General features: G+C 34.8%; 16 protein-coding genes and 1 tRNA gene. 9 read left to right on the forward strand and 8 right to left on the reverse strand.

The features are described from left to right. Window positions 1-44 precede the first annotated feature (44 nt). From ACNQGX_RS06490 to ACNQGX_RS06500, 3 genes are all read left to right on the forward strand, one after another. The gene (locus tag ACNQGX_RS06490) at window positions 45-794 is read left to right on the forward strand and encodes a DeoR/GlpR family DNA-binding transcription regulator (RefSeq protein WP_417975121.1); all 750 of its coding nucleotides are present in this window, start codon (window positions 45-47) and stop codon (window positions 792-794) included. Between the two features lie 254 nt (window positions 795-1,048). Then, complete coding sequence (locus tag ACNQGX_RS06495; RefSeq protein WP_417975122.1) at window positions 1,049-3,964, forward strand: FAD-binding and (Fe-S)-binding domain-containing protein; 2,916 nt, start codon at window positions 1,049-1,051, stop codon at window positions 3,962-3,964. A gap of 274 nt (window positions 3,965-4,238) precedes the next feature. Continuing rightward, on the forward strand, window positions 4,239-6,170 hold the full coding sequence (locus tag ACNQGX_RS06500) for an amino acid permease (protein WP_417975123.1): 1,932 nt from the start codon (window positions 4,239-4,241) through the stop codon (window positions 6,168-6,170). 219 nt (window positions 6,171-6,389) lie between these two features. Here ACNQGX_RS06500 and ACNQGX_RS06505 read toward each other — a convergent pair whose 3' ends face one another. Beyond that, window positions 6,390-7,241, reverse strand: coding sequence for an EamA family transporter (locus tag ACNQGX_RS06505; RefSeq protein ID WP_417975124.1), 852 nt, complete (start codon window positions 7,239-7,241; stop codon window positions 6,390-6,392). A 177-nt stretch (window positions 7,242-7,418) separates the two neighbouring features. Continuing rightward, window positions 7,419-7,492: transfer RNA gene (locus ACNQGX_RS06510), tRNA-Arg, on the reverse strand. Between the two features lie 70 nt (window positions 7,493-7,562). Between ACNQGX_RS06510 and ACNQGX_RS06515 the strand changes: the two genes are divergently transcribed. After that, window positions 7,563-8,075, forward strand: a complete 513-nt coding sequence (locus ACNQGX_RS06515; RefSeq protein ID WP_282716710.1) for an adenine phosphoribosyltransferase — start codon at window positions 7,563-7,565, stop codon at window positions 8,073-8,075. Here the strand turns inward: ACNQGX_RS06515 and ACNQGX_RS06520 are convergent. The 4 genes from ACNQGX_RS06520 to ACNQGX_RS06535 form a co-directional block, all read right to left on the reverse strand. Next, complete coding sequence (locus ACNQGX_RS06520; RefSeq protein WP_091170625.1) at window positions 8,072-8,212, reverse strand: SsrA-binding protein; 141 nt, start codon at window positions 8,210-8,212, stop codon at window positions 8,072-8,074. The genes ACNQGX_RS06515 and ACNQGX_RS06520 overlap by 4 nt on opposite strands. Before the next feature lie 79 nt (window positions 8,213-8,291). Next, on the reverse strand, window positions 8,292-10,079 hold the full coding sequence (locus ACNQGX_RS06525; RefSeq protein WP_417975125.1) for a M56 family metallopeptidase: 1,788 nt from the start codon (window positions 10,077-10,079) through the stop codon (window positions 8,292-8,294). A gap of 44 nt (window positions 10,080-10,123) precedes the next feature. Next, window positions 10,124-10,492 carry a BlaI/MecI/CopY family transcriptional regulator gene (locus ACNQGX_RS06530; RefSeq protein WP_417975126.1) on the reverse strand — a complete coding sequence of 123 codons (369 nt, stop codon included), beginning with the start codon at window positions 10,490-10,492 and terminating at the stop codon, window positions 10,124-10,126. A gap of 146 nt (window positions 10,493-10,638) precedes the next feature. Beyond that, the gene (locus tag ACNQGX_RS06535) at window positions 10,639-11,856 is read right to left on the reverse strand and encodes an MDR family MFS transporter (protein WP_417975127.1); all 1,218 of its coding nucleotides are present in this window, start codon (window positions 11,854-11,856) and stop codon (window positions 10,639-10,641) included. 96 nt (window positions 11,857-11,952) lie between these two features. Between ACNQGX_RS06535 and ACNQGX_RS06540 the strand changes: the two genes are divergently transcribed. From ACNQGX_RS06540 to ACNQGX_RS06560, 5 genes are all read left to right on the forward strand, one after another. Continuing rightward, window positions 11,953-12,555, forward strand: coding sequence for a DUF1684 domain-containing protein (locus ACNQGX_RS06540; protein ID WP_417975128.1), 603 nt, complete (start codon window positions 11,953-11,955; stop codon window positions 12,553-12,555). After that, window positions 12,555-13,235 (forward strand): TatD family hydrolase, encoded by a 681-nt coding sequence (locus ACNQGX_RS06545; RefSeq protein ID WP_417975129.1) that lies wholly within the window; start codon window positions 12,555-12,557, stop codon window positions 13,233-13,235. Before ACNQGX_RS06540 ends, ACNQGX_RS06545 begins: the two co-directional genes overlap by 1 nt. A 109-nt stretch (window positions 13,236-13,344) precedes the next feature. After that, entirely contained in the window at window positions 13,345-14,058 is a 714-nt protein-coding gene (locus tag ACNQGX_RS06550; protein ID WP_282732395.1) for a tRNA threonylcarbamoyladenosine dehydratase, read from the forward strand. A 79-nt stretch (window positions 14,059-14,137) separates the two neighbouring features. After that, window positions 14,138-14,812, forward strand: coding sequence for an HAD family hydrolase (locus ACNQGX_RS06555; protein ID WP_417975130.1), 675 nt, complete (start codon window positions 14,138-14,140; stop codon window positions 14,810-14,812). Window positions 14,813-14,863: 51 nt separating this feature from the next. Then, window positions 14,864-15,709, forward strand: a complete 846-nt coding sequence (locus ACNQGX_RS06560; RefSeq protein WP_417975131.1) for a DUF2911 domain-containing protein — start codon at window positions 14,864-14,866, stop codon at window positions 15,707-15,709. 519 nt (window positions 15,710-16,228) lie between these two features. Here ACNQGX_RS06560 and ACNQGX_RS06565 read toward each other — a convergent pair. Continuing rightward, a complete protein-coding gene (locus ACNQGX_RS06565; RefSeq protein ID WP_417975132.1) occupies window positions 16,229-17,953 on the reverse strand; it encodes a sodium:solute symporter family protein in 1,725 nt (574 codons plus the stop codon). A gap of 122 nt (window positions 17,954-18,075) precedes the next feature. Next, the gene (locus ACNQGX_RS06570; protein ID WP_417975133.1) at window positions 18,076-20,607 is read right to left on the reverse strand and encodes a PIG-L family deacetylase; all 2,532 of its coding nucleotides are present in this window, start codon (window positions 20,605-20,607) and stop codon (window positions 18,076-18,078) included. Window positions 20,608-20,836 lie beyond the last annotated feature (229 nt).

Genomic DNA, 20,836 nt, shown 5'->3' on the forward strand with positions numbered 1-20,836 from the left:
CATATTTTTGATATATTTGTAATATCATAATTTATTTTATAAAAATGCTAAAAGTAGAAAGACACAATTATATAATGGCTAAAATTCTTAAAGAGCAGAAAGTCAATACTATTGAATTAGCCCAAGAGTTGAAATTATCAGAAGATACTATTAGAAGAGATTTGAATGAATTGAATGATAAAGGACTGCTTGTAAAAGTATATGGAGGGGCTTTTCCTGTAACAGATAGGCCTGCTAATATTTTTGATATAGTTATAGTCAATGAAGATAAAAAGAAAATAATAGGAAGTAAGGCGCTTTCTTTATTGTCTGATGGTCAGGTGATTATAATGAGTGGAGGGACTACGAATTTGGCTTTTTCAAAATTAATACCATCCGATTTAAAGGCGACTATATATACGTACAGTTTGCCGATAGCGATGCAATTGTCACAGCATCCCAATGTAGAATTGATATTTATTGGAGGTAAACTGCAAAAAAACGCAATGGTTACTATAGGTATGGATGTGGTGCAGGTACTGTCAACACTAAAAGCAGATATTTGTTTTATGGGGGCAAGTAGTATTAATGTGAAATTAGGGCTTACGGAGATGGGTTATGAAGTTTCGGTTGTAAAAAAAGCAATGATGCAAGCTTCTGATAAAGTGGTGTCTATGGTTACCTCTGAAAAACTAAATACCAAGATGCCTTATGTTGTTTGTGAGCTGAATCAACTGCATACAATAATTACGGATTTGAATCCTAAGGATTCAAGACTAGAAGAATATGTCAAGGCAGGAGTCCATGTATTGTGATGTTTAATAATAATCATGCGTTATTATGCGTTATTGTATGGTTTTATTTTAATTAACGCATAAATTAGCGTTATTTTCTTTTTCTTTTTTATATTTGCTATAATAACCTTTAATTAGTACAGGCAATGATTATGGGTATAATGGGAGTCTTAAAGAAAAAACAACAGCTTAAATAGTAGTTGTTGTATGGATTTTATAAATTTAATTTTCCTAAAATATACAACCTTGCCTGAATTAATACTAAAGAATCAATAATGTCAATCACGCCTCAATTACAGCAATTATCCCAGTCATTAGAAGGAACACTTTTATATGATGATCTCCATAAAACAGTGTATGCCACAGATGCTTCTGCGTATCGAATTATGCCACTTGCTGTAGCGGTTCCAAAATCAGAGGAAGATATTGTTAAAATTATTCGCTTTGCAGCAAAAAATAAGATTTCAATAACGCCTAGAACTGCCGGAACTTCCTTAGCCGGTCAAACAGTAGGTAACGGAATAATTGTAGATGTTTCGAAACATTTTACCAAGATTGTTGCTTTTGATCCCATAAAAAAAACGGTTACTGTACAGCCAGGTGTAATTCGGGATGAACTGAATTTATATTTAAAAGAACACGGATTGTTTTTTGGCCCCAATACTTCAACCTCAAATCGATGTATGATAGGAGGAATGGTGGGAAATAATTCATCGGGAACTACGTCGATACGATATGGCGTTACCCGAGATAAAATAGTGGACATTAAAGCGGTTTTGAGTGATGGAAGTTTGGCAGTATTTAAAGAAATAACTTCGGCAGAATTTATTGAAAAAACAAAAGGAAACACGCTCGAAAGCTCCATTTATAAGGCTGTTTATGAGGAACTTTCGAATACAGAAAACCAAAAAGAGATTATAAAGGAATTTCCAAAACCTGAAATCCACAGACGAAATACCGGATACGCGATAGATTTATTATTAAAATCGGAACTTTTTGGAGGAACAGAAAACACCATAAATTTAGGGAAACTTCTTTGCGGAAGCGAAGGGACTCTTGCCTTTACCACCGAAATTACGCTCAAAGTGGACCATGTGCCACCAACGTATAATGTTATGGTAGTGGCCCATTTTCATACCATTCAGGAAAGTTTAGAAGCCGTAGTTACTGCTATGAAACATCATTTGTATACGTGTGAAATGATGGATGACACGATATTAGATTGTACAAAAACCAACAGGGAACAAGCTAAAAACAGATTTTTTATACAAGGTGAACCAAAAGCGGTTATGATGTTCGAAGTGGCGTCGCATAACAGTATAGAAGATGCCGAAAGACAAGCTGATGATTTGATTGCAGATTTGGAAAGAAATAATTTCGGGTATGCTTTGCCTAAAATTTATGGGGCTGATATTGATAAAATAAATGAGTTGCGAAAAGCAGGTCTCGGACTTTTAGGAAGTATTGTTGGCGATAATAAAGCCGCAGATTCCATAGAAGATACCGCTGTTGAGTTGAGTGATTTACCCAATTATATTGCTGAATTCTCCGCCATGATGGAGCGTCACGGGCAGAGTGCCATTTATTATGCACATGCCGGAGCTGGAGAAATTCACTTGCGACCGGTTTTAAATTTAAAAACAAAAGAAGGTCTGCATCAATTTAGAAACATCGCAACCGAAGTGGCTATTTTGGTAAAAAAATATAGAGGTTCATTGAGTGGGGAGCATGGAGACGGGATTGTTCGTGGCGAGTTTTTACCTTTTATGATAGGAAACCAGAATTATGAATTGTTGAAAAGAATCAAACATGCTTTTGATCCCAACACCATTTTGAACGTGGGGAAAATTGTAAACGCCGACAAAATGGATGAAAATCTTCGGGTGGCAGCGGGCAGAGAGGAACCGGAAATACAAACAATTCAGGATTTTTCGGATAGTATGGGGATTTTGCGCGCCGCAGAGAAATGCAATGGTTCGGGCGATTGCAGAAAATTACCTTCGGCTGGCGGAACTTTGTGCCCCAGTTATCGCGCTACCCGAAATGAAAAAGATACGACTCGTGCCAGAGCCAATGCGCTGAGAGAATATTTGACACATTCAGAGAAAGATAATAAATTCGATCACGAAGAATTATATAAAGTATTTGACTTGTGCGTGAGTTGTAAAGCCTGCGCCAGCGAATGTCCCAGTAATGTGGATGTGGCAGCTTTAAAATCGGAGTTTTTGTACCAATATCAAAAAGCAAATGGGTTTTCATGGCGAAATAAAGTATTTGCTTTTAATGCGAAACTGAATGGGCTAGGAAGTATTACTCCAAGATTTACGAATTTCATGGTGAACTTGCCTTTGGTGAAAAAGAGCATGGGAATTGCTCCAAAAAGAGAAGTGCCGCTTTTGGCTCCGAAGACTTTTAGAAAATGGTACGAAAAAAATTGGAATCAGGCGCCAAGTGATTCTTTTGTAAACGGAAAAGTATGTTTGTTTTGTGACGAATTTACTAATTTTTATGATGTTTCGGTTGGAATCGATGCCTATGAGTTATTGACAACATTAGGATATGAAGTGATTCTGGTAGATCACGAAGAAAGTGGAAGAGCCTTTATTTCTAAAGGTTTTCTCGAAGAAGCAAAAGCAATTGCGAATATAAATGTTGCCGTTTTTTCGAATTATATTACGGCTGATTGTCCTTTGATAGGAATTGAACCTTCGGCGATATTGACTTTTAGAGATGAATACATTCGATTGGCAGATGATAAAGAAAGTGCCGAAAAATTAGCTAAAAATGTATTTACGATTGAAGAGTTTTTCAAAAAAGAGATTACTTCGGGTAAAATTCATTCGGAGCAATTTTCTGATGAGGAGAAAACAATAAAAATTCACGGACATTGTCACCAAAAGTCTTTAAGTTCTATTGAAGCGACTTTTGCGATGTTGAATGTGCCTAAAAACAGTTCGGTTACCATTTATAATTCGGGTTGTTGCGGCATGGCAGGCTCTTTTGGATATGAAAAAGAACATTATGAGATCAGCATGCAAATGGGTGAAGATACTTTATTTCCTAAAATTAGAGCTACAGATCCTAATGTAGCCATTGCTGCTGCAGGAACCAGTTGTCGTCACCAGATTTTTGACGGAACCAGCAGAAAGGCCTTGCATCCGATTACTATTCTAAGAAGTTGTGTGAAATAATTTTCAGCTTGAAATGAATTCTAAAAGAAATAGTAATTCTCTGTCTATTTAAATGATTTTTCTTTTATTGATTGAATTGTGTTCGATTTGACTTTTTAAATTAATAAAAAAAATCATTTTGTCTTTTTTGAAAAATAATATAAAAAAAAAGCTCGAGAAACTTTATTAGTTCAATTTGTTTTATACTTTTGATTTTTCAAGATAATCTGCATTATTTTTAAGATAAGAGCATATAATTTACAGTATATTAATTTTTAATGATAAAATTTACAATATGGCATTAAAGGGTTTATTCAGAAAGAAAACAGTACAAGATATTTTAAAACAGGTTGAAAAAAGGGATGCAGATGGATATAATGCTTTAGGTAAACATTTGACAGCGCGTGATTTGACAGCCTTTGGTATTGCAGCAATTGTAGGAGCAGGTATTTTTAGTACCATTGGAAAAGCGAGTGCTGATGGAGGTCCTGCGGTTATCTTTCTTTTCTTGTTTACTGCTATAGCGTGTAGTTTTGCTGCTTTTGCTTATGCTGAATTTGCTTCGATGGTTCCCGTTTCAGGAAGTGCTTACACGTATTCTTATGTTGCTTTTGGTGAAATTATAGCCTGGATTATTGGTTGGGCATTGATTATGGAATACTCAGTAGGTAATATAACGGTCGCCATATCGTGGAGTGATTATTTTACAAGTTTACTCGAAAGTGGTGGTCTTCATTTGCCAAAATGGGTTCAAATGGATTTTTTATCCGCCTCCAGAGGATTTGATGACGCTACTGCATTGATGCAGGGTGGAAAAGAATTTGTGAACTTGAGTCCTGCTTTGCAAGATGCTTATACCGCTTGGACGACTTCACCAGTTATTGGTTCGTTTCATTTTGTAGCAGATCTTCCCGCTTTATTGATTATTGTTTTAATTACGGCATTGATTTACCGTGGAATGAAAGAATCCCGAAATGCCAGTAATATTATGGTTGTGGTAAAATTATGTATCGTTCTTTTGGTTATTGCTGTTGGTGTTTTCTATGTAGATACTACTAATTGGGATCCTTTTGCACCTAATGGTGTTACAGGAGTTTTAAAAGGAGTTTCGGCAGTATTTTTTGCATACATTGGGTTTGATGCTATTTCAACAACAGCCGAAGAGTGTAAAGATCCGCAACGTGATTTGCCAAGAGGAATGATGTGGGCTATTATTATATGTACCATTTTATATATTGCTATAGCATTGGTGTTAACAGGAATGGTGAGTTATGACTTATTGAATGTAGGTGATCCATTAGCTTTTGTATTTGAAAAATTAGACCTGAAATGGATGTCAGGAATTATTGCGGTTAGTGCGGTTGTGGCTATGGCAAGTGTTTTATTGGTTTTCCAAATGGGACAACCTCGTATTTGGATGAGTATGAGTCGTGACGGTTTGCTGCCAAAACGTTTTTCAAAAGTACATCCAAAATATAAAACGCCTTCTTATGCAACAATTGTTACTGGTTTTGTAGTAGCGGTTCCAGCTTTGTTTTTGAACTTAACATTGGTTACCGATTTGTGTAGTATAGGAACGCTATTTGCTTTTGTATTGGTTTGTGCGGGAGTTTTGGCTTTACAAAATAAGACTGATATTCCAAGAGGGAAATTCAAAACACCGTATGTAAATTCAAAATTTATTATGCCGGTTTTACTTCTTATCGGATTGGTATTTGCTTTTGGATTCAATAAGAAAGCGACTATGGATTTTATCACTAATGAAACACAAATCAATAATTCAGCGGATATAATTACATCTTTAAATAAAGAGGAAACCCAAAAAGTATATGACTATTTAGTACGTATCGATGCGAAAAACAGTACAGATGAAACGCCGGATTTAGAACATTTGTTAAGTCAGTACCAACAAGATGATGCAAAATATGCTTCAGTAATTGCTGGTTTGCCAATTGCGGATTCTGTTAAATACGAAAGTGGCTTTGACTTGTTTAAGCATAAAATTCCAATGTGGATTTTTCTAATTGTTTTGGCTGGATTGATGGTTTGGTCTTACAAAGAAAATTTATCTTTAATCCCATTATTAGGTTTGATTTGTTGTTTGTATATGATGGCAGAGCTTAGTGTTTGGAATTGGATTTATTTTGGGGTTTGGCTTTTAATTGGATTAGTAGTCTATTTTAGCTTTAGCCATAAAAACAGTAAGTTGAATAATGTAGAAATTTAAAAGATTAATATACCATATAAGAAACCGTCTCGTTAAAGAACTTGACGGTTTTTTTATGCTGTTTAGTCAAGTCTTCAAAAAGAGGTAGTAAGCCTAAAATAAGTTCATTAGGCTCAAGAAACGTATTGATTTCCCAACTGTTTGATAGGTTTACAATAGCCCGAAAGAAGGTTTAATGAATGTGATTATAGTTTAGTAGTAAGTTCGTAAATCTTATTTTTAGTGTTGTGAGAGCACGATTAAGACAATCGCTATTAAAGCCAGAAAAAGGCCTATAAGATTCATTTTACTCAGTTTTTCTTTAAAAATTAAAGTACCCACAAGACTGCCTAAAATAATCACTCCCATATTCATGCCTGCAAAAACGGTTGAAGGATTTTTTGAAAATTCCTGATGTGCTTTAAGGTAGAAAAGAATATTTCCAAAGTTGAAAATACCGACTAAGCCACCAAAAAGAATATTAAGGATATTTAATGTTGCTTTTTTAAAAATCACTTCATAAGCAACCACAGTAATCATTATACTCATTGCTATTGCTAAGATGACAAATAGTGAAGTGGTATAAGGCAGGCTGGTATAAGTGGCAATTTGTTTGAAGAGAATGTCTATAACTCCAAAGCCTATCAAAACTACTGCTGGATAACCCCATTTATTTTTAGTGTTTTCGGTGTTTTTAGTGAGAATAAGCAACAGTGCCGGGATAGCCAATACGAAAGCCGAAATTTTCAGCATACTGAATTGTTCTTTGAAGAGTAGCCAAGCCGCAAGAATAGGAATAAATAATGAGAGGCGTTGGGCAGCGTCGGTTTTTACGATTCCCATGTGTTTAATGGATGCCGCCAAGAAAAGAAATATAGAAGGTAATAAAACACCAATGGTTATATAAAGCCACCATGGCGCTGTAGTTTTAACTGTATTTAAATCTGGGCTGAATGACAGGTAGCAAAATATGCATGCAAACACATAATTCCAAGTGACTATTTGGGTGTGGCTGATGGTATATTTACGGGCGACTTTAAATATCACGCCCACGGTTACACTGCAAATAATACTTAAGATTAGAAATAACATAGATTTATATATTTATGCTGTAAAATTACTGTTTATATGTTTGGATTGCATATCCATCATCTGAAAAAGGAATCGTACTTGTTTTTTGGTTTACTTTTTTTTAAATTGGCAGTACTAACTGGAGTAAGAGTACTGGGGTATAAACATAAAAAAACCCCAACTTTTGTTGGGGTTTTGTGACCTTGACTGGATTCAAACCAGTAACCTCTTGAGCCGTAATCAAGTGCGCTATTCAGTTGCGCCACAAGGCCTTATTGCGGGTGCAAATATAGGAATAAATATGTAAATTGCAAGACTAATTTTAGATAAAAATAAAAAAATATGCCACTAGAAAAGTATATACGTGATATTCAGGGATTTCCCAAAGAAGGAATTTTGTTTAAAGACATCACTCCCTTGTTAATTGATCCCGAAGCAAGGAAAAAATGCTTGAATATATTGGTTTCATCCCTTGCAGATAAAAAAATAGACAAGGTAATAGGAGTGGAGAGTCGAGGGTTTTTCTTTGGGATGCTGATTGCACAGGAATTAAATGTTGGTTTTATTCCGGTTCGAAAGCCTAACAAGTTGCCTTACGAAACCATTTCTGCAACGTATGATTTGGAATATGGAACGGATACTTTAGAAATTCACACCGATGCGATTCAAAAAGGAGATCGAATTCTGATTCACGATGATGTTTTGGCAACCGGAGGAACAGCCAAAGCAGTTTGTGAATTGGTGGAACGGTTGGGTGGCGAAATTGTGCAATGCAATTTCCTGATGGAATTGGCTTTCTTAAATGGAAGAGCAAAAATTAAAGGCAATGAAATTTTTGCTGCGATTACGTATTAATCTAATGCACGTGTGGTTACGTAATATCTAAAACCAATAATTGCCATCTGCCATTTTTTGGCTTTAGCCAAATCCAATCGCTGCTTGGTGAAACTAGGTAAAATGACTTTGTTGATTTGTGCCAGAATTTTATACATACGGTTTTGTTTTGGACAAAGATATAAAAAAAGACGGTCTTGATGAAGACCGTCTTTTTTTTGTTATTTATGGGAGTTGTTATTTTTTTCTTTCGCGTTCTAAGTTAGAATGATATTCTTCCATTTGTTGTTCATACACTTTCATTTTTTTCTCAAAAGCAGCCATTTCTTTATTGAATGGCTTCATTTTCTTTTCAAATTCTTCCATCTCTTTATCGAAAGCTTCTATTTGAGGTTCCAGTTTTTTCATTTTAGCCTCGTAGTCTTCCATTTTTTTATCGAATTCTTTCCAAGCTTTTTTATCACCTGCCGTGGGGTCTCCTTTTGGTGCCTTCGGTGCTTTGGGAAAAAGGGGTGCTTTAGGAGCTTTAAATTTAAAATTTGGAGCAATAGGTGGAGTTGGTGGCTCTGGTATCATTTCTTTCCCATCTAAATAGCTTTTAGTAATAATACGGATTGAATTCTTAGTTGAAGTACCATCTTTTTGTACATTTACTGAGCTTATATGATTCGGATTCATGCTTTCTGCCTCTAGCGGGCTTACTTTTTTTCCGTCAATAAAATATTCTGCATCTCCAGGAACGCCATTTTTTTCTGTCGTTACCTTTGTAACCGTATAAGTTCTTTTTGGTTTTTGAAGAATATTTAAACTATTAGGATCTACATTTTCTAATCTCAAATCCGTTGTTTGTACATCAGAATTAAATATACTTGTACTTTCTGCGGTTTTACCTTTTGTTACAATTCTTATTATAGATTTGTTATTATCCTTAGTGACATTCATTGTAGTTATGTCATCCGGATTGGTTCTATCTAATTCTTCTTTGCTCACTTTTTTTCCATCAATAAAAATTTCTGTATTTTGATCAATACCTTCATTTTTGGTATTATTAACTATGAGAGCTTTAATTTTTTTGATACTGTCTTTTTCTTGTTGTATTTCTATAGCAGCAGTAACCGGATGTTTTGATTGCACTTTATTGGTTTCTTCTTTTACTTTTTCCTGAGCAATTACCTCAATTTGAAATAAAGATATAAATGCCACTAATACGGGAAGAATAAGTGCATACTTCCAGGAATTTCTTTTGTTTGATTGATTTTTGTTTAACATAACGATTCGTTTTTTGATTAATGATTGATAAAAATGATTGGTAATGGCAACACAATTTTCATGTGTTGTTATTTTTAAAAGCGTGAACTGATACGCTTTTTTGTCGGATATCTTTTTTGTGGCTTCGTTGTCAGCAATGAATTCCAAGTTTTGCAAAATCGCCTTTTTATACAACCAAATGAATGGATTGAACCAAAAAAGAATACAAAAAACTCTGGAAATCAATGCGTCAACGGTATGGTTTTGCTCACAATGCACTTTTTCGTGTTCCAAAATATTTTCTAATTCGGAGTTGCTGTACAATGACGAATTGTAAACGATAGTATTAAAATAAGAAAATGGAGCAACGTTTTCAGTGGTATCAATAAATTTAAAATCAGCTTGATTTTGAATGGTTTTTCCTTTCAAAACGGTACTTAAGCTATAAAAATCGAAAGCAAATTTGACCAGAAATAAAACTATTCCAATTGCGTATGCAATTCCAAAAATTAAATACCAATTGATCTCAAAAGCGTCATTTTCGATACTATTTGTCACAGGAATTTTTGACCAGTCGATGTTTTTAGAACTTGGCGCTACCACTATTATTTTGGTATAAACGACTAACGGTAAAACTACAGAAGTGAGTAAACCCAGTAACAGAAACCAACGATTACTCGTGAAAAAGGTTTCTTTTCGCAACATAAAATAATAAGCCAAATAAAACAGTGCGATTAATCCACTGGATTTGATGAGGTAAATGTATAATGCTTCCATAACGATTCTTGATTTTATTCTGGAGTTATTTTTTTAAAGAAGGATTATTTTTCTTCTTTTTGAGTTTCAATCATTACCAAAATCTCCCGTAATTCGGCTGCAGAAATTTTCTCTTCTTTGGCAAAATGTGAAACCATATTTTTGTAGGAACTGTTAAAGTAATTATCGATAGCCGTGTTCATGAAGCGTTTTCTGTATTCTTCTAAACTCACGATAGGATAGTATTGGTGCGTGTTTCCAAAAGCATTGTGCGACACAAAACCTTTTTCTTCCAGATTACGCACAATAGTAGAAAGTGTGTTATAGTGGGGTTGCTCTTCTGTTATTTCTGCCATGACTTCTTTTACGAATGCTTTTTTGAGCTTCCATAAAATGTGCATGATTTCTTCTTCTTTGTTCGTCAGTTTTTGCATGATTTTTTTATTTGAATCAAACATACAACTATATTACTAGTTATGCAACTAAAAATATAGTTAATTAACTAAAAAAACAGGTTTTGTGCTAAAATCAAATTTATTTTAGCACAAAAACATCAAAATCAAACAAGTATATTGGGGAACTATCTGTTTTCCAGCTTAATTAATTTTTGCAGCCAAATACAACCGACTACCGAGAGAATTCCTAAACTACCCATGACAAACCAATTGGTTTGGTAGCCAAAGGCAGCAATGATTTCCAGTCCAGTTTTAGAGCTTGCAATGTGTGCTAAGCTGAAACTCATTGTAAACAAAGCCATGTAGCGACCTTCGTGACCTTTTGGTGCTCGGCTTAAAGCGAAAGAATTGGAGAAAGGGAAGATGAACATTTCTCCAAAAGTGATAAAAAGAATACTGACAATTAATATTCCCGCCCAAATATTAATCATTAAAACATAAAAACTAATGGACATTAGCAGCGAACCCCAAAGAATAATTTTGAGTTTATCGATGTTTTTTCTTTGGCTAATGCTCACAATTGGCATTTCCAGGAAGAAAATCAAAAGTCCATTTAAGGATAATAAAAGTCCGCTTTGAAATTCTGTCAGCCCAAATTTTTCATTGTGATACAATGGCAAAGTGGTAAAAAGTTGAAAGAAAAGCATTGCCGTTATAAAACAGATAAAGAGAAAAATCCAGAATATCTTGTCTTTGAAAACAGAAGCAGGTATTTCAGTTTCACTATTTGCTGTGTCTAAATCGGCTGGTTTTTTACGTTCTTTTACCAATAATGTGAAAATCAAAATAGATACGATACAGGAACTTCCATCTACCCAAAATAATCCGCTGTAACCTAAATTCATAATGATTAAACCTCCCAAAGCAGGTCCTGCGGTAAAACCTAAATTAACCGCTAATCGAACTAAAGTCAATGCTCTGGTGCGATTTTCAGGTTTTGCATACGTTCCCAGAGATACAAACATAGCGGGACGAAACATATCAGCAACGGTCATTATGAAGAACATTGCAAAACACAATCCCCAAAAAGTTCGTATGTATTGTACTAAAAACAGTAATATTCCGCTGGTGAATAAGCTGAAAACCATGATTCTGTAAAAACCTATTTTATCGGATAATTTGCCACCAAGCCAAGATCCTAACATAGAACCAAAACCAAAAGCAACCATAATCCATCCTACTTGAGCATAAGAAAAGCTTAAATCTTCTTTCAGATATTTGGATAAAAAAGGCAAAACCATTGTACCGGCACGATTGATAAAAGTAATCAGCGTAAGAATCCAAACTTCTCTTGTAAATCCTCTGAAATTATTTATGTAGCGTTGAAAAGCAGTTTTGAGCATATCTAAAGTTATAATTTCACAAAGGTAGAAAACTTTGTACCGATGCGTCTTTGTGTCCTAGTAACTTTTAAACTATTTTTGCATAAAAATCAGAACATGAGAACGCTATTCACTTTGTTGTTTTTAGTACAATTGAATTTTGGCTTTGGCCAAGAACAATTTGACGTTTCGGCTGTAGCCAAATTTCAAAAGGAATTAAACACAGAATATGCGGATGCAAAGACAAGTCCTTTGACTACAGAAGATTTAGCAGAATTTAAAACACTTGATTTTTATCCTATTGACGAAAAGTTTTTTGTGGCAGCTGCATTTCTCAGAACAGAAAACGAGCAGCCTTTTGAAATGAAAACATCAACGGACAGGAAACCATTGTATGTAAAATATGGTGAACTTTCTTTTACAATCGATGGTCGGGATTTTAAACTGAATGTGTACAAGAATATTGAGCTTTCGAAAAAGGAGGAATACAAAGACTATTTATTTCTGCCGTTTTCTGATTTGACTTCAGGTACCGAAAGTTACATTGGCGGGAAATATATCGATTTAAGAATTCCAAAAGGAAATACAATTGTGATTGATTTTAATACATCATACAATCCGTATTGCGCTTATAATCCTAAGTATTCCTGTCCAAAAGTCCCGTTGGAAAATGATTTGAATATTGAAATAAAAGCTGGGGTTAAAAAGTTTCACGACTAATGGAATTCTTTAATCTGCATACGCATAAATGTACCAATCAACCCAATGTGTTGGAATTAGTGAATCAATATCCACAGGAATTTGATGCTACGATTCCGTATTATTCCATCGGGATTCATCCGTGGTTTATCGTTGAAGAACGAATAGAAGCTGATTTGGCGATAATCGAAAGTAAATTACAAGAGGCAAATTGTCTCGCTGTTGGCGAATGCGGATTGGACAAACGCATCGAAATTCCAATGGAATTGCAACAAATGGTTTTCGAAAAGCAATTGCTTTTGGCACAGCAATATCAAAAACCAGTGGTAATACATTGTGTTGCGGCTTTTCAGGAATTGATTGCACTTAAGAAAAAATTGAATATTTCAGTTCCAATGTTGATTCATGGATTTTCGAAAAATGCACAAGTTGCCAAACAATTAGTGGACAATGGATTTTATATTTCGTTTGGAAAATATTTATTGCAATCCCGAAGCTTCGGGACGGAATTTGATCCCGATAGCTATCGGGATGTTTTTAAAAGCGTTCCCAATAATCGATTTTTTCTGGAAACGGATACTGTTGAAGAAGGAATTGAAGCAGTTTATGAATCAGCAGGAAAGTACAAAGGAATTTCGGTGGAAAAAATAAAGGAAATAGTGAATACAAATTTTAATGAAGTATTCAAGATTAAACTATAATTGATTTAAGAGTGAAGATTGCTTCGCCAGTTCGAGCAGAGCTCTCGGGTAACGATTTTTGATTTCAGATTTTTGAGAGCAACAAACTATAAACAATAAACTAAAGAAAATGGCAGAGTGGACAGAAAGAGCCGAACTTTTATTTAAAAAAGAAGGTTTAGATAATTTAAAAAATGCAAATGTATTGGTTGTAGGATTAGGTGGTGTTGGTTCTTTTGCGGCTGAATTTTTGGCAAGAGCAGGAGTGGGAACTATGACTATTGTTGATGGTGACGTAGTTGACATTACCAATATAAACCGACAATTACCGGCTTTACATTCTACTGTGGGACAACCCAAAGTGACTGTTGTTGGGGATCGATTGATGGACATTAATCCAGAATTGAAATTGACTCGTGTGCAGGAATTTCTTTCGCCGGAGCGTGCTTTCGAAATTGTTTCAGAGGAATTTGATTATGTTTTGGATTGCATTGACAGTGTGACTCCAAAGTTGAATTTGATTATTGGCGCCAAGCGAAAAAGAGTAAAAATCATCAGCAGTATGGGCGCTGGCGGAAAAATGGAAGCTTCTAAAGTGAAAGTGACGGATATTACCAATACCGTGAATTGTTTCTTTGCCAAAACCATCCGAAGACGATTGAAAGAAGTAAAAATTGATAAACTGAAAGTGGTTTTTTCTTCTGAAATTCAAGACGAAACGAGTTTGAAAATGACTGACGGATCCAATTTTAAAAAATCATTTTACGGAACTAATAGTTACATGCCGGGATTATTTGGTTTGTATGCTGCAGAAACCGTGATTCGCTATTTACTTAAGAAATAATGTTAAGTGTTAAAGGTTAGAAGTTAAGCGTAAGCAAGTGTAACTTCTAACTCATAACCAAATAATCAAAAAAACTCAAATGATACAAACCGTAATTTTTGACATGGATGGTGTAATTGTCGATACTGAACCCGTACACCGTTATGCTTATTTCAAACAATTCGATGAATTAAATATTACTGTTACGGAAGAAATGTACACTTCTTTTACGGGTTTTTCTACTCGAAATACGTTTCAGAAATTGAAGGAGGTTTTTGTAATTGAACAGGAAGTTGAAGATTTAATTCAAAGAAAACGGACTATTTTTAATGATGCTTTTGATAGTAAAGCTGATTTGGAATTATTGGAAGGTGTTGAAAATCTTATTAAAGAATTACACGAAAACGGAATGCAATTGATTCTGGCTTCTTCGGCTTCAAAAGTTACTATTGAACGTGTGTTTAGCCGGTTTAAGTTACATGACTATTTTACGCATGTGGTAAGCGGGGAAGATTTCCCTAAATCGAAACCACATCCTGCTATTTTTGAACATGCATCAAGTTTATCAATTGCACCAAAGGAAAGCTGTATTGTGATTGAAGACAGTACGAATGGAATAAAAGCGGCGAAAGCTGCCGGAATTTTGTGCGTGGGGTACAACAGTATTCATTCTGAAGCGCAAGATTTATCGGAAGCTGATGTTGTGATTAATCATTTTAACGAATTGGGTTTTGATGCCGTCAAGAATATTGACTCTAAATTAAGAAATAATTAACATTTGAAAGCCGCTGAATTTGTAAATTTGGAAATCATAAAAAATTATAACATGAAAAAAATAATCATTGTATTTGCCATTATTATAGCAAATTTCACCATTGAGGCACAAGTAAAAACACCTCAGTCAAGTCCAAAATCTACAATCATGCAAGCAGTAGGTTTGACAGATGTAGAAATTAATTATTCGAGACCAAGTGCAAGAGGAAGAGCAGTTTTTGGTAATTTAATCCCTTTTGGAAAAGTATGGAGAACTGGAGCGAATGAAAATACAACAGTATCCTTTAGCGACGATGTTGTTATTGATGGTAAAACGTTGAAAAAAGGAAAATATTCGTTGTATACGATTCCAAAAATAGAAAGCTGGGAAATAATATTTTATAAAACCACTGATAACTGGGGTAATCCAGAAGAATGGAAAGAAGAAAATGTTGCACTTAGAGTTACTGTTAAACCAGAAACGTTAAATAGAAAAGTAGAAACATTTACTATTGGAATTAGTGGTTTAGACAACAATTTTGCCTTTTTAGAAATGTATTGGGAGAACTCGTATGCAGCTGTGAAATTTGAAGTGCCTACACAACAAAAAGCAACGGCTAATATCGAGAAAGCATTAGCGGGACCAACTGGTGCAGATTATTTTTCTGCAGCTCAATTTTTATTTCAATCGAATGGTGACAATGCAAAAGCATTAGTTTATGTAAACAAAGCGTTAGATATGTCTAATGACAAACCGTTTTGGTATAACAGATTGAAGTCGTTGATTCAAGCAAAACTTGGAGATAAAAAAGGAGCGATCGAAACTGCAAAATTATCTCTTGCAGCGGCTGAAATTGCTAAAAACCAAGACTACGTAAAAATGAATAAAGATAGTATTGCAGAGTGGAGTAAGAACTAATTATTCTAACTGTTTTGCAAAAAAATCCCGTCTTGAATTATCGAGACGGGATTTTTTTTGTTTGAAAAATAAGGAATTATGATTTTAATTGTAGAACATAATACCATTTTATTTTTAAAAATACTGGAATATTTATTGGTAATATTGTCATTGCTTCGCTAGTTCGCTATCGCTCGTGCAATGTCATTAAGTTAAGGAAAAACGAATTGAATTTAGTAGGATTGTCGAGTTACTAGTGTGATCTCTCCTTTGTCGAGATGACAAACTTTCTTGATAAAACAACTGAACTACGCACGCTTTGTCATTGCTTCGCCAATTCGGGCATAGCCCTCGTGTCCGACGAAGGAGGAATCACACAATCTGAATAACTTGATGAGATTTCTCCTTCGTCGAATGGCAAATTTTGCGGTTGTTTATTACAGTAATTACAAAAGAAAAATGCTATTATTAATATAATCTGTGAATCTGCGGTTAATAGTTTTTAGAAACTAAACAATCATTTAGTTTTAATATTTTTATTTAGGCTGTAATCGCTCTCTGTTTCCTGAAAATGGTCCATTGCAATAGCAAGGAAATTACAATCGTTAACATTGCTCCAATGAAATTAAGCCATAAATATCCCAGTTTTTCTTCTCCGCTAGGGAAAATATAAATGGCGTAATAGTAAATGATAAAAATAGTAATCTGACTTACTACGGCGCTGTAAAAAATAGCTTTGGACTGTACATTTTTTAAATAAAAACCAACGAGGAAAATTCCCAATACAGTTCCGTAAAATATAGATCCAATGATATTTACCAATTGAATTAAATTTTCAAACAGCGTTCCAATACAAGCAAATAGTATTGCAATAACTCCCCACAATAATGTAAAGAATTTTGTAGCATAGAGGTAATGCCGTTCTGATTTTTCTTCTTTCAGATTACGTTTGTAAATATCAATTGCTGTTGTAGATGCCAATGCATTCAGTCCCGAAGCGGTAGATGACATTGCTGCTGAAATGATAACAGCCAGCAATAAGCCGATAAGTCCTTTGGGTAAATAATTGAGTATAAAGTGAAAAAACACATAATCTTTATCGTTGGTTTCACTGTTGCTATCGGCTTTCAGGATTATTTCTTTAGCTCGATCTCTTAAATCTTTTTCTTTATTGGACAAAGCCACTAATTCTTTTCGAAGGATTGGATTGTCATAATCTTGATTGAGCTGATCGATGTACAACAGATTAATTACTTTTTTATCCTCGGATAAATCGTCTAATTTTTTCTCCAAAGCATTGTATTCGCCTTTGTAAGCCGACTTTTCAATCATGGCTTTGTTGTTTGGATTAAAATTTAACGGAACAGGATTGAATTGGAAGAAAACAAAAACCATAACTCCGGTAAGTAAAATAAAGAACTGCATAGGTACTTTTAAAAGACCGTTCATAATCAGTCCCATTTGACTTTCCCGAACTGATCTCCCTGATAAATAACGCCCTACCTGAGATTGATCGGTTCCAAAATAAGCTAATGCAAGGAAAAAACCTCCTGTGATTCCGCTCCAAAAAGTATATTTTTCTTCTGGATCTAAAGAGAAATTGACAATATCCATTTTGTCATTTGCGCCGGCAATATGCAACGCACTGGTAAATGTCATATCATTAGGTAAATAATGTAATATCAGAAAAAAGGTGATTAGCATTCCGGACATAATCACAAACATTTGCTGTTTTTGAGTTACATTCACTGCTTTTGTTCCGCCCGAAAAGGTATAAATGATAACTAAAACACCAATAATAATATTCATATAGGTAAGATTCCAACCCAATATTGCCGACAAAATGATGGCTGGCGCATAAATGGTCAATCCGGTTCCTAAACCTCTTTGGAACAAGAAAAGAATGGCTGCAAGGGAACGGGTTTTTAAATCAAATCTTTCTTCGAGGTATTCATAAGCCGTATACACTTTGTATTTGTGGTACAAAGGGATAAATGTGACGCAAATTACCACCATGGCAATTGGCAATCCAAAGTAGAATTGTACAAAACCCATTCCGTCATGATAGGCCTGTCCTGGAGTGGAAAGAAATGTAATCGCACTGGCTTGTGTTGCCATAACTGAAAGTCCCACAATATGCCAAGGCGTTTCATTGCTACCCAGAATAAAGTCTTCAACATTTTTACTTCCTTTGGTTTTCCAAGCGCCGTAAATTACGATGAACAGTAAAGTAACTATCAGTATAATCCAATCAAATAATTGCATAGTTTAAGAGTATAATTTCATGATGAGACAAAAGATCAGGATGTATATTGCATTGGCTACGAGTACCCAAGTATAATTTTTTTTCCAGGTTTTTATTTTTTTTGTTTCCATTTTTGATTGGGTTAAGGCTTGATTTTTTGAGCAGGAATTTTTTCGGATGATTTCAGCGAAATGATATTGGAAATTAATTTATACGCACCGGTAACGCCCTCAGGTAATTCTCTAAAAAAGCTTAAACCGGTGTAAATATAATGCCCTTTTCCGTACGGAGCGATTAATAATGCACCATTTTTAGGGCTTTCTCCTTTGTCATTAGAAGACAGAATAGGAGTGAAGGCTTTGTCGTATTCGCTTGGGTAATACAATCCTTGTTCCTGTTTCCATCCTTCAAAATCTTTAGAAGTGATTTTGTTAGGGAAATTCAAAACGGGATGATTGGGCGCTAAAAATCGTACTTCAGCATTTTCTTCGGTTACACGGTCACGGGAAAGTTTTAATGGAAAGGGTGCTATATTTTCGGTTACAAGATCACCCGCAGTATTGTACTGAACCAGCATTGTTTTTCCTCCTTTTACAAAGTCAAAAAGTATATTTTGCTTATTTGCTAATGCTGCAACGGTATTGTAGGCACGAACACCTGTCATAACTACATCAAAATTCTCTAGTTTTTCGGGTGTTATTTCTTCGGGTTTAAGCAGTGTAACAGTATATCCCAATTGGGTCAGGCTGCTTGGGACTTCATCCCCGGCACCCATGATATACCCAATTCTTTCTTCATTTGTTTTTATATCAGTTTTGATGCATTTGGCTTCAGCCGATTTTAAAACTTGCTGTTTTGTGATGTGGTCATAATTAATGATAATTTGTTCTTTATCAAATCGTTTATTGTCAATAATTGCAACACTTTTGGCTACAGCTTCTTCGGATTTATTTGGTGCAGTTACTTCAAAATAAACAATTTGTTCCGTTCCCTTTTTTTCGATATTAAAAGGAATTGATTTTGGAGAAACACCCCAGTTTTGAGGAAGTTCAAGTTGTAAATTTCCTTTTACTGCATCTTTACCCGCTTTAATTTTTACGCCTACGTATTTAATTTTTGTGTCTTTAAAAAGTAATACTTTGTCCAAAATTGAAGTGGTAACCTCAGGAACTATGTCGAGATAATTATACACTTCGCCTTTTACATCATCATTGTATTTATAAACAACGGTTCGCTCAAATGGGATTTCTATTCCGTTAATTTGAATATTAAAGACCACTTTAGTTTCCCGAATAATATCCGGAATTCCTATGTTTTGTTGTAGATTTACGGCATACATCCCAACTGTTCCATTATCTTTTAACCAATATGGTTGTGTGTAGTTGATTGATTCGGGTAATTTTAAATCTAGGGTTATATTATTTAGAATATTATATTTTAATTCGCGATTTTGAGGTGTATTTATTTGTTCAGGCAAAGCCGTCACACTCATTAATTGTATTGGCGCAGAGCTTCTGTTAATAGCTTCAAGTTTCAATTTAATAATGCTTCCGGGAGTCGCTTCCTGATTTTGGGCTACGGCTTCAAGATACAAACCGGAACAGGCTGCTATAATTTCTTTTATGGCTGCGGATTTCAGTGGTACCCAGTGATTTTCGTCCAAAGCTTTCATCATGGAGTAGGCTTTCGCCAAATTTGGAATACTTGCCGAAGGATTATTATGGTCGAATTCAGCTGCAATAGTTGTCAATAACTCTCCAATTGCTTTTCCTCCTTTTACCCGGTTCCAAGAGGTATCAATTCCTTCAAAAAGAGATTTTTTTTCTTTTAAAAGATCTCCATTTATAAACTCTAAATACTCTGTTTCTTCGCCACGCGTACCAGTGCTTCCAAAACCTTGCGATTGATGACGGCTGCGACTTAATGCCGCTATTTCCTGATTTGATTTCCCTAATCCGGCATAATAAACCCCAGTTTGCAGGGCAATTAGATTCGTTTTATCGGCAGCATTAAATTTTTCGACACTTCCGTAAAACCACCAAGAAGTATTGAAAAACTGGCGTTTGGTTTGCCAAGGTTTTACAAATTGTAATTGTTCCGGAAAAATAGCAGGATTATTGGCCAGTTCAAAACTTTCTACGCTCAACATTGCCGATGCCGTATGATGACCGTGTGTAGTTCCGGCAGATCTATGGTCAAACCTGTTGACGATTACATCGGGTTGAAATTTTCTGATTGCCCAAATAACGTCAGCCAATACTTTCTCTTTATCCCAAATTTCTAACGTCTCTGTTGGATTTTTTGAAAACCCAAAATCATTGGCACGAGAAAAAAATTGTTCTCCTCCATCAATTTTTCGAGCTTCGATAAGTTCTTGAGTTCGTATCACTCCTAGTAATTCCCTTAATTGTGTACCAATTAAGTTTTGGCCGCCATCACCACGTGTTAAAGACAAATATCCCGTTCTGGCTTTTTGTTCATTGGATAAATAAGAAATTAATCGGGTATTTTCATCATCTGGATGCGCTGCTATATAAAGTACCGAACCTAAAAAATTAAGCTTTTGAATTTGATTGTAAATTTCAACAGAATTTGGTTTTTGTGGTTGTTGCGCATTTGTTATTTGGCAACAGAGAAGAAATATTAGAATAGCTGATACGTATTTTTTTTGCATTTTTTTAAATTTAATTTGCAGTAACTTCAAATGTAGGAATTAAATAATTTTTTCTGAAATATTTTGGGTTTTCTTTAATAATAAAAAATAGGACTGTCCGCAAAGCGGACTAAATTTACAGGATACAAACGCTTTGAAAAGTTAACCACGAATTACACTAATTTTTACTAATTTTTAAAAATTAAAATAGGAATTCGTGGCTGAAATAATTAATATTAGTTACGGGACT

It is taken from the genome of Flavobacterium glycogeni (assembly GCF_048286775.1).
In the GTDB taxonomy this organism is placed as follows: Bacteria; Bacteroidota; Bacteroidia; order Flavobacteriales; family Flavobacteriaceae; genus Flavobacterium.

Excerpts from the sequence above, each read along its gene's own strand:
- ACNQGX_RS06500 (WP_417975123.1), top strand. The coding sequence starts at position 4,239 with ATGGCATTAAAGGGTTTATTCAGAAAGAAAACAGTACAAGATATTTTA.
- ACNQGX_RS06520 (WP_091170625.1), bottom strand. The coding sequence starts at position 8,212 with ATGTATAAAATTCTGGCACAAATCAACAAAGTCATTTTACCTAGTTTC.
- ACNQGX_RS06535 (WP_417975127.1), bottom strand. The coding sequence starts at position 11,856 with ATGCTCAAAACTGCTTTTCAACGCTACATAAATAATTTCAGAGGATTT.
- ACNQGX_RS06530 (WP_417975126.1), bottom strand. The coding sequence starts at position 10,492 with ATGCAAAAACTGACGAACAAAGAAGAAGAAATCATGCACATTTTATGG.
- ACNQGX_RS06505 (WP_417975124.1), bottom strand. The coding sequence starts at position 7,241 with ATGTTATTTCTAATCTTAAGTATTATTTGCAGTGTAACCGTGGGCGTG.
- ACNQGX_RS06555 (WP_417975130.1), top strand. The coding sequence starts at position 14,138 with ATGATACAAACCGTAATTTTTGACATGGATGGTGTAATTGTCGATACT.
- ACNQGX_RS06490 (WP_417975121.1), top strand. The coding sequence starts at position 45 with ATGCTAAAAGTAGAAAGACACAATTATATAATGGCTAAAATTCTTAAA.
- ACNQGX_RS06565 (WP_417975132.1), bottom strand. The coding sequence starts at position 17,953 with ATGCAATTATTTGATTGGATTATACTGATAGTTACTTTACTGTTCATC.
- ACNQGX_RS06525 (WP_417975125.1), bottom strand. The coding sequence starts at position 10,079 with ATGGAAGCATTATACATTTACCTCATCAAATCCAGTGGATTAATCGCA.
- ACNQGX_RS06515 (WP_282716710.1), top strand. The coding sequence starts at position 7,563 with ATGCCACTAGAAAAGTATATACGTGATATTCAGGGATTTCCCAAAGAA.
- ACNQGX_RS06560 (WP_417975131.1), top strand. The coding sequence starts at position 14,864 with ATGAAAAAAATAATCATTGTATTTGCCATTATTATAGCAAATTTCACC.
- ACNQGX_RS06550 (WP_282732395.1), top strand. The coding sequence starts at position 13,345 with ATGGCAGAGTGGACAGAAAGAGCCGAACTTTTATTTAAAAAAGAAGGT.
- ACNQGX_RS06540 (WP_417975128.1), top strand. The coding sequence starts at position 11,953 with ATGAGAACGCTATTCACTTTGTTGTTTTTAGTACAATTGAATTTTGGC.
- ACNQGX_RS06495 (WP_417975122.1), top strand. The coding sequence starts at position 1,049 with ATGTCAATCACGCCTCAATTACAGCAATTATCCCAGTCATTAGAAGGA.
- ACNQGX_RS06570 (WP_417975133.1), bottom strand. The coding sequence starts at position 20,607 with ATGCAAAAAAAATACGTATCAGCTATTCTAATATTTCTTCTCTGTTGC.
- ACNQGX_RS06545 (WP_417975129.1), top strand. The coding sequence starts at position 12,555 with ATGGAATTCTTTAATCTGCATACGCATAAATGTACCAATCAACCCAAT.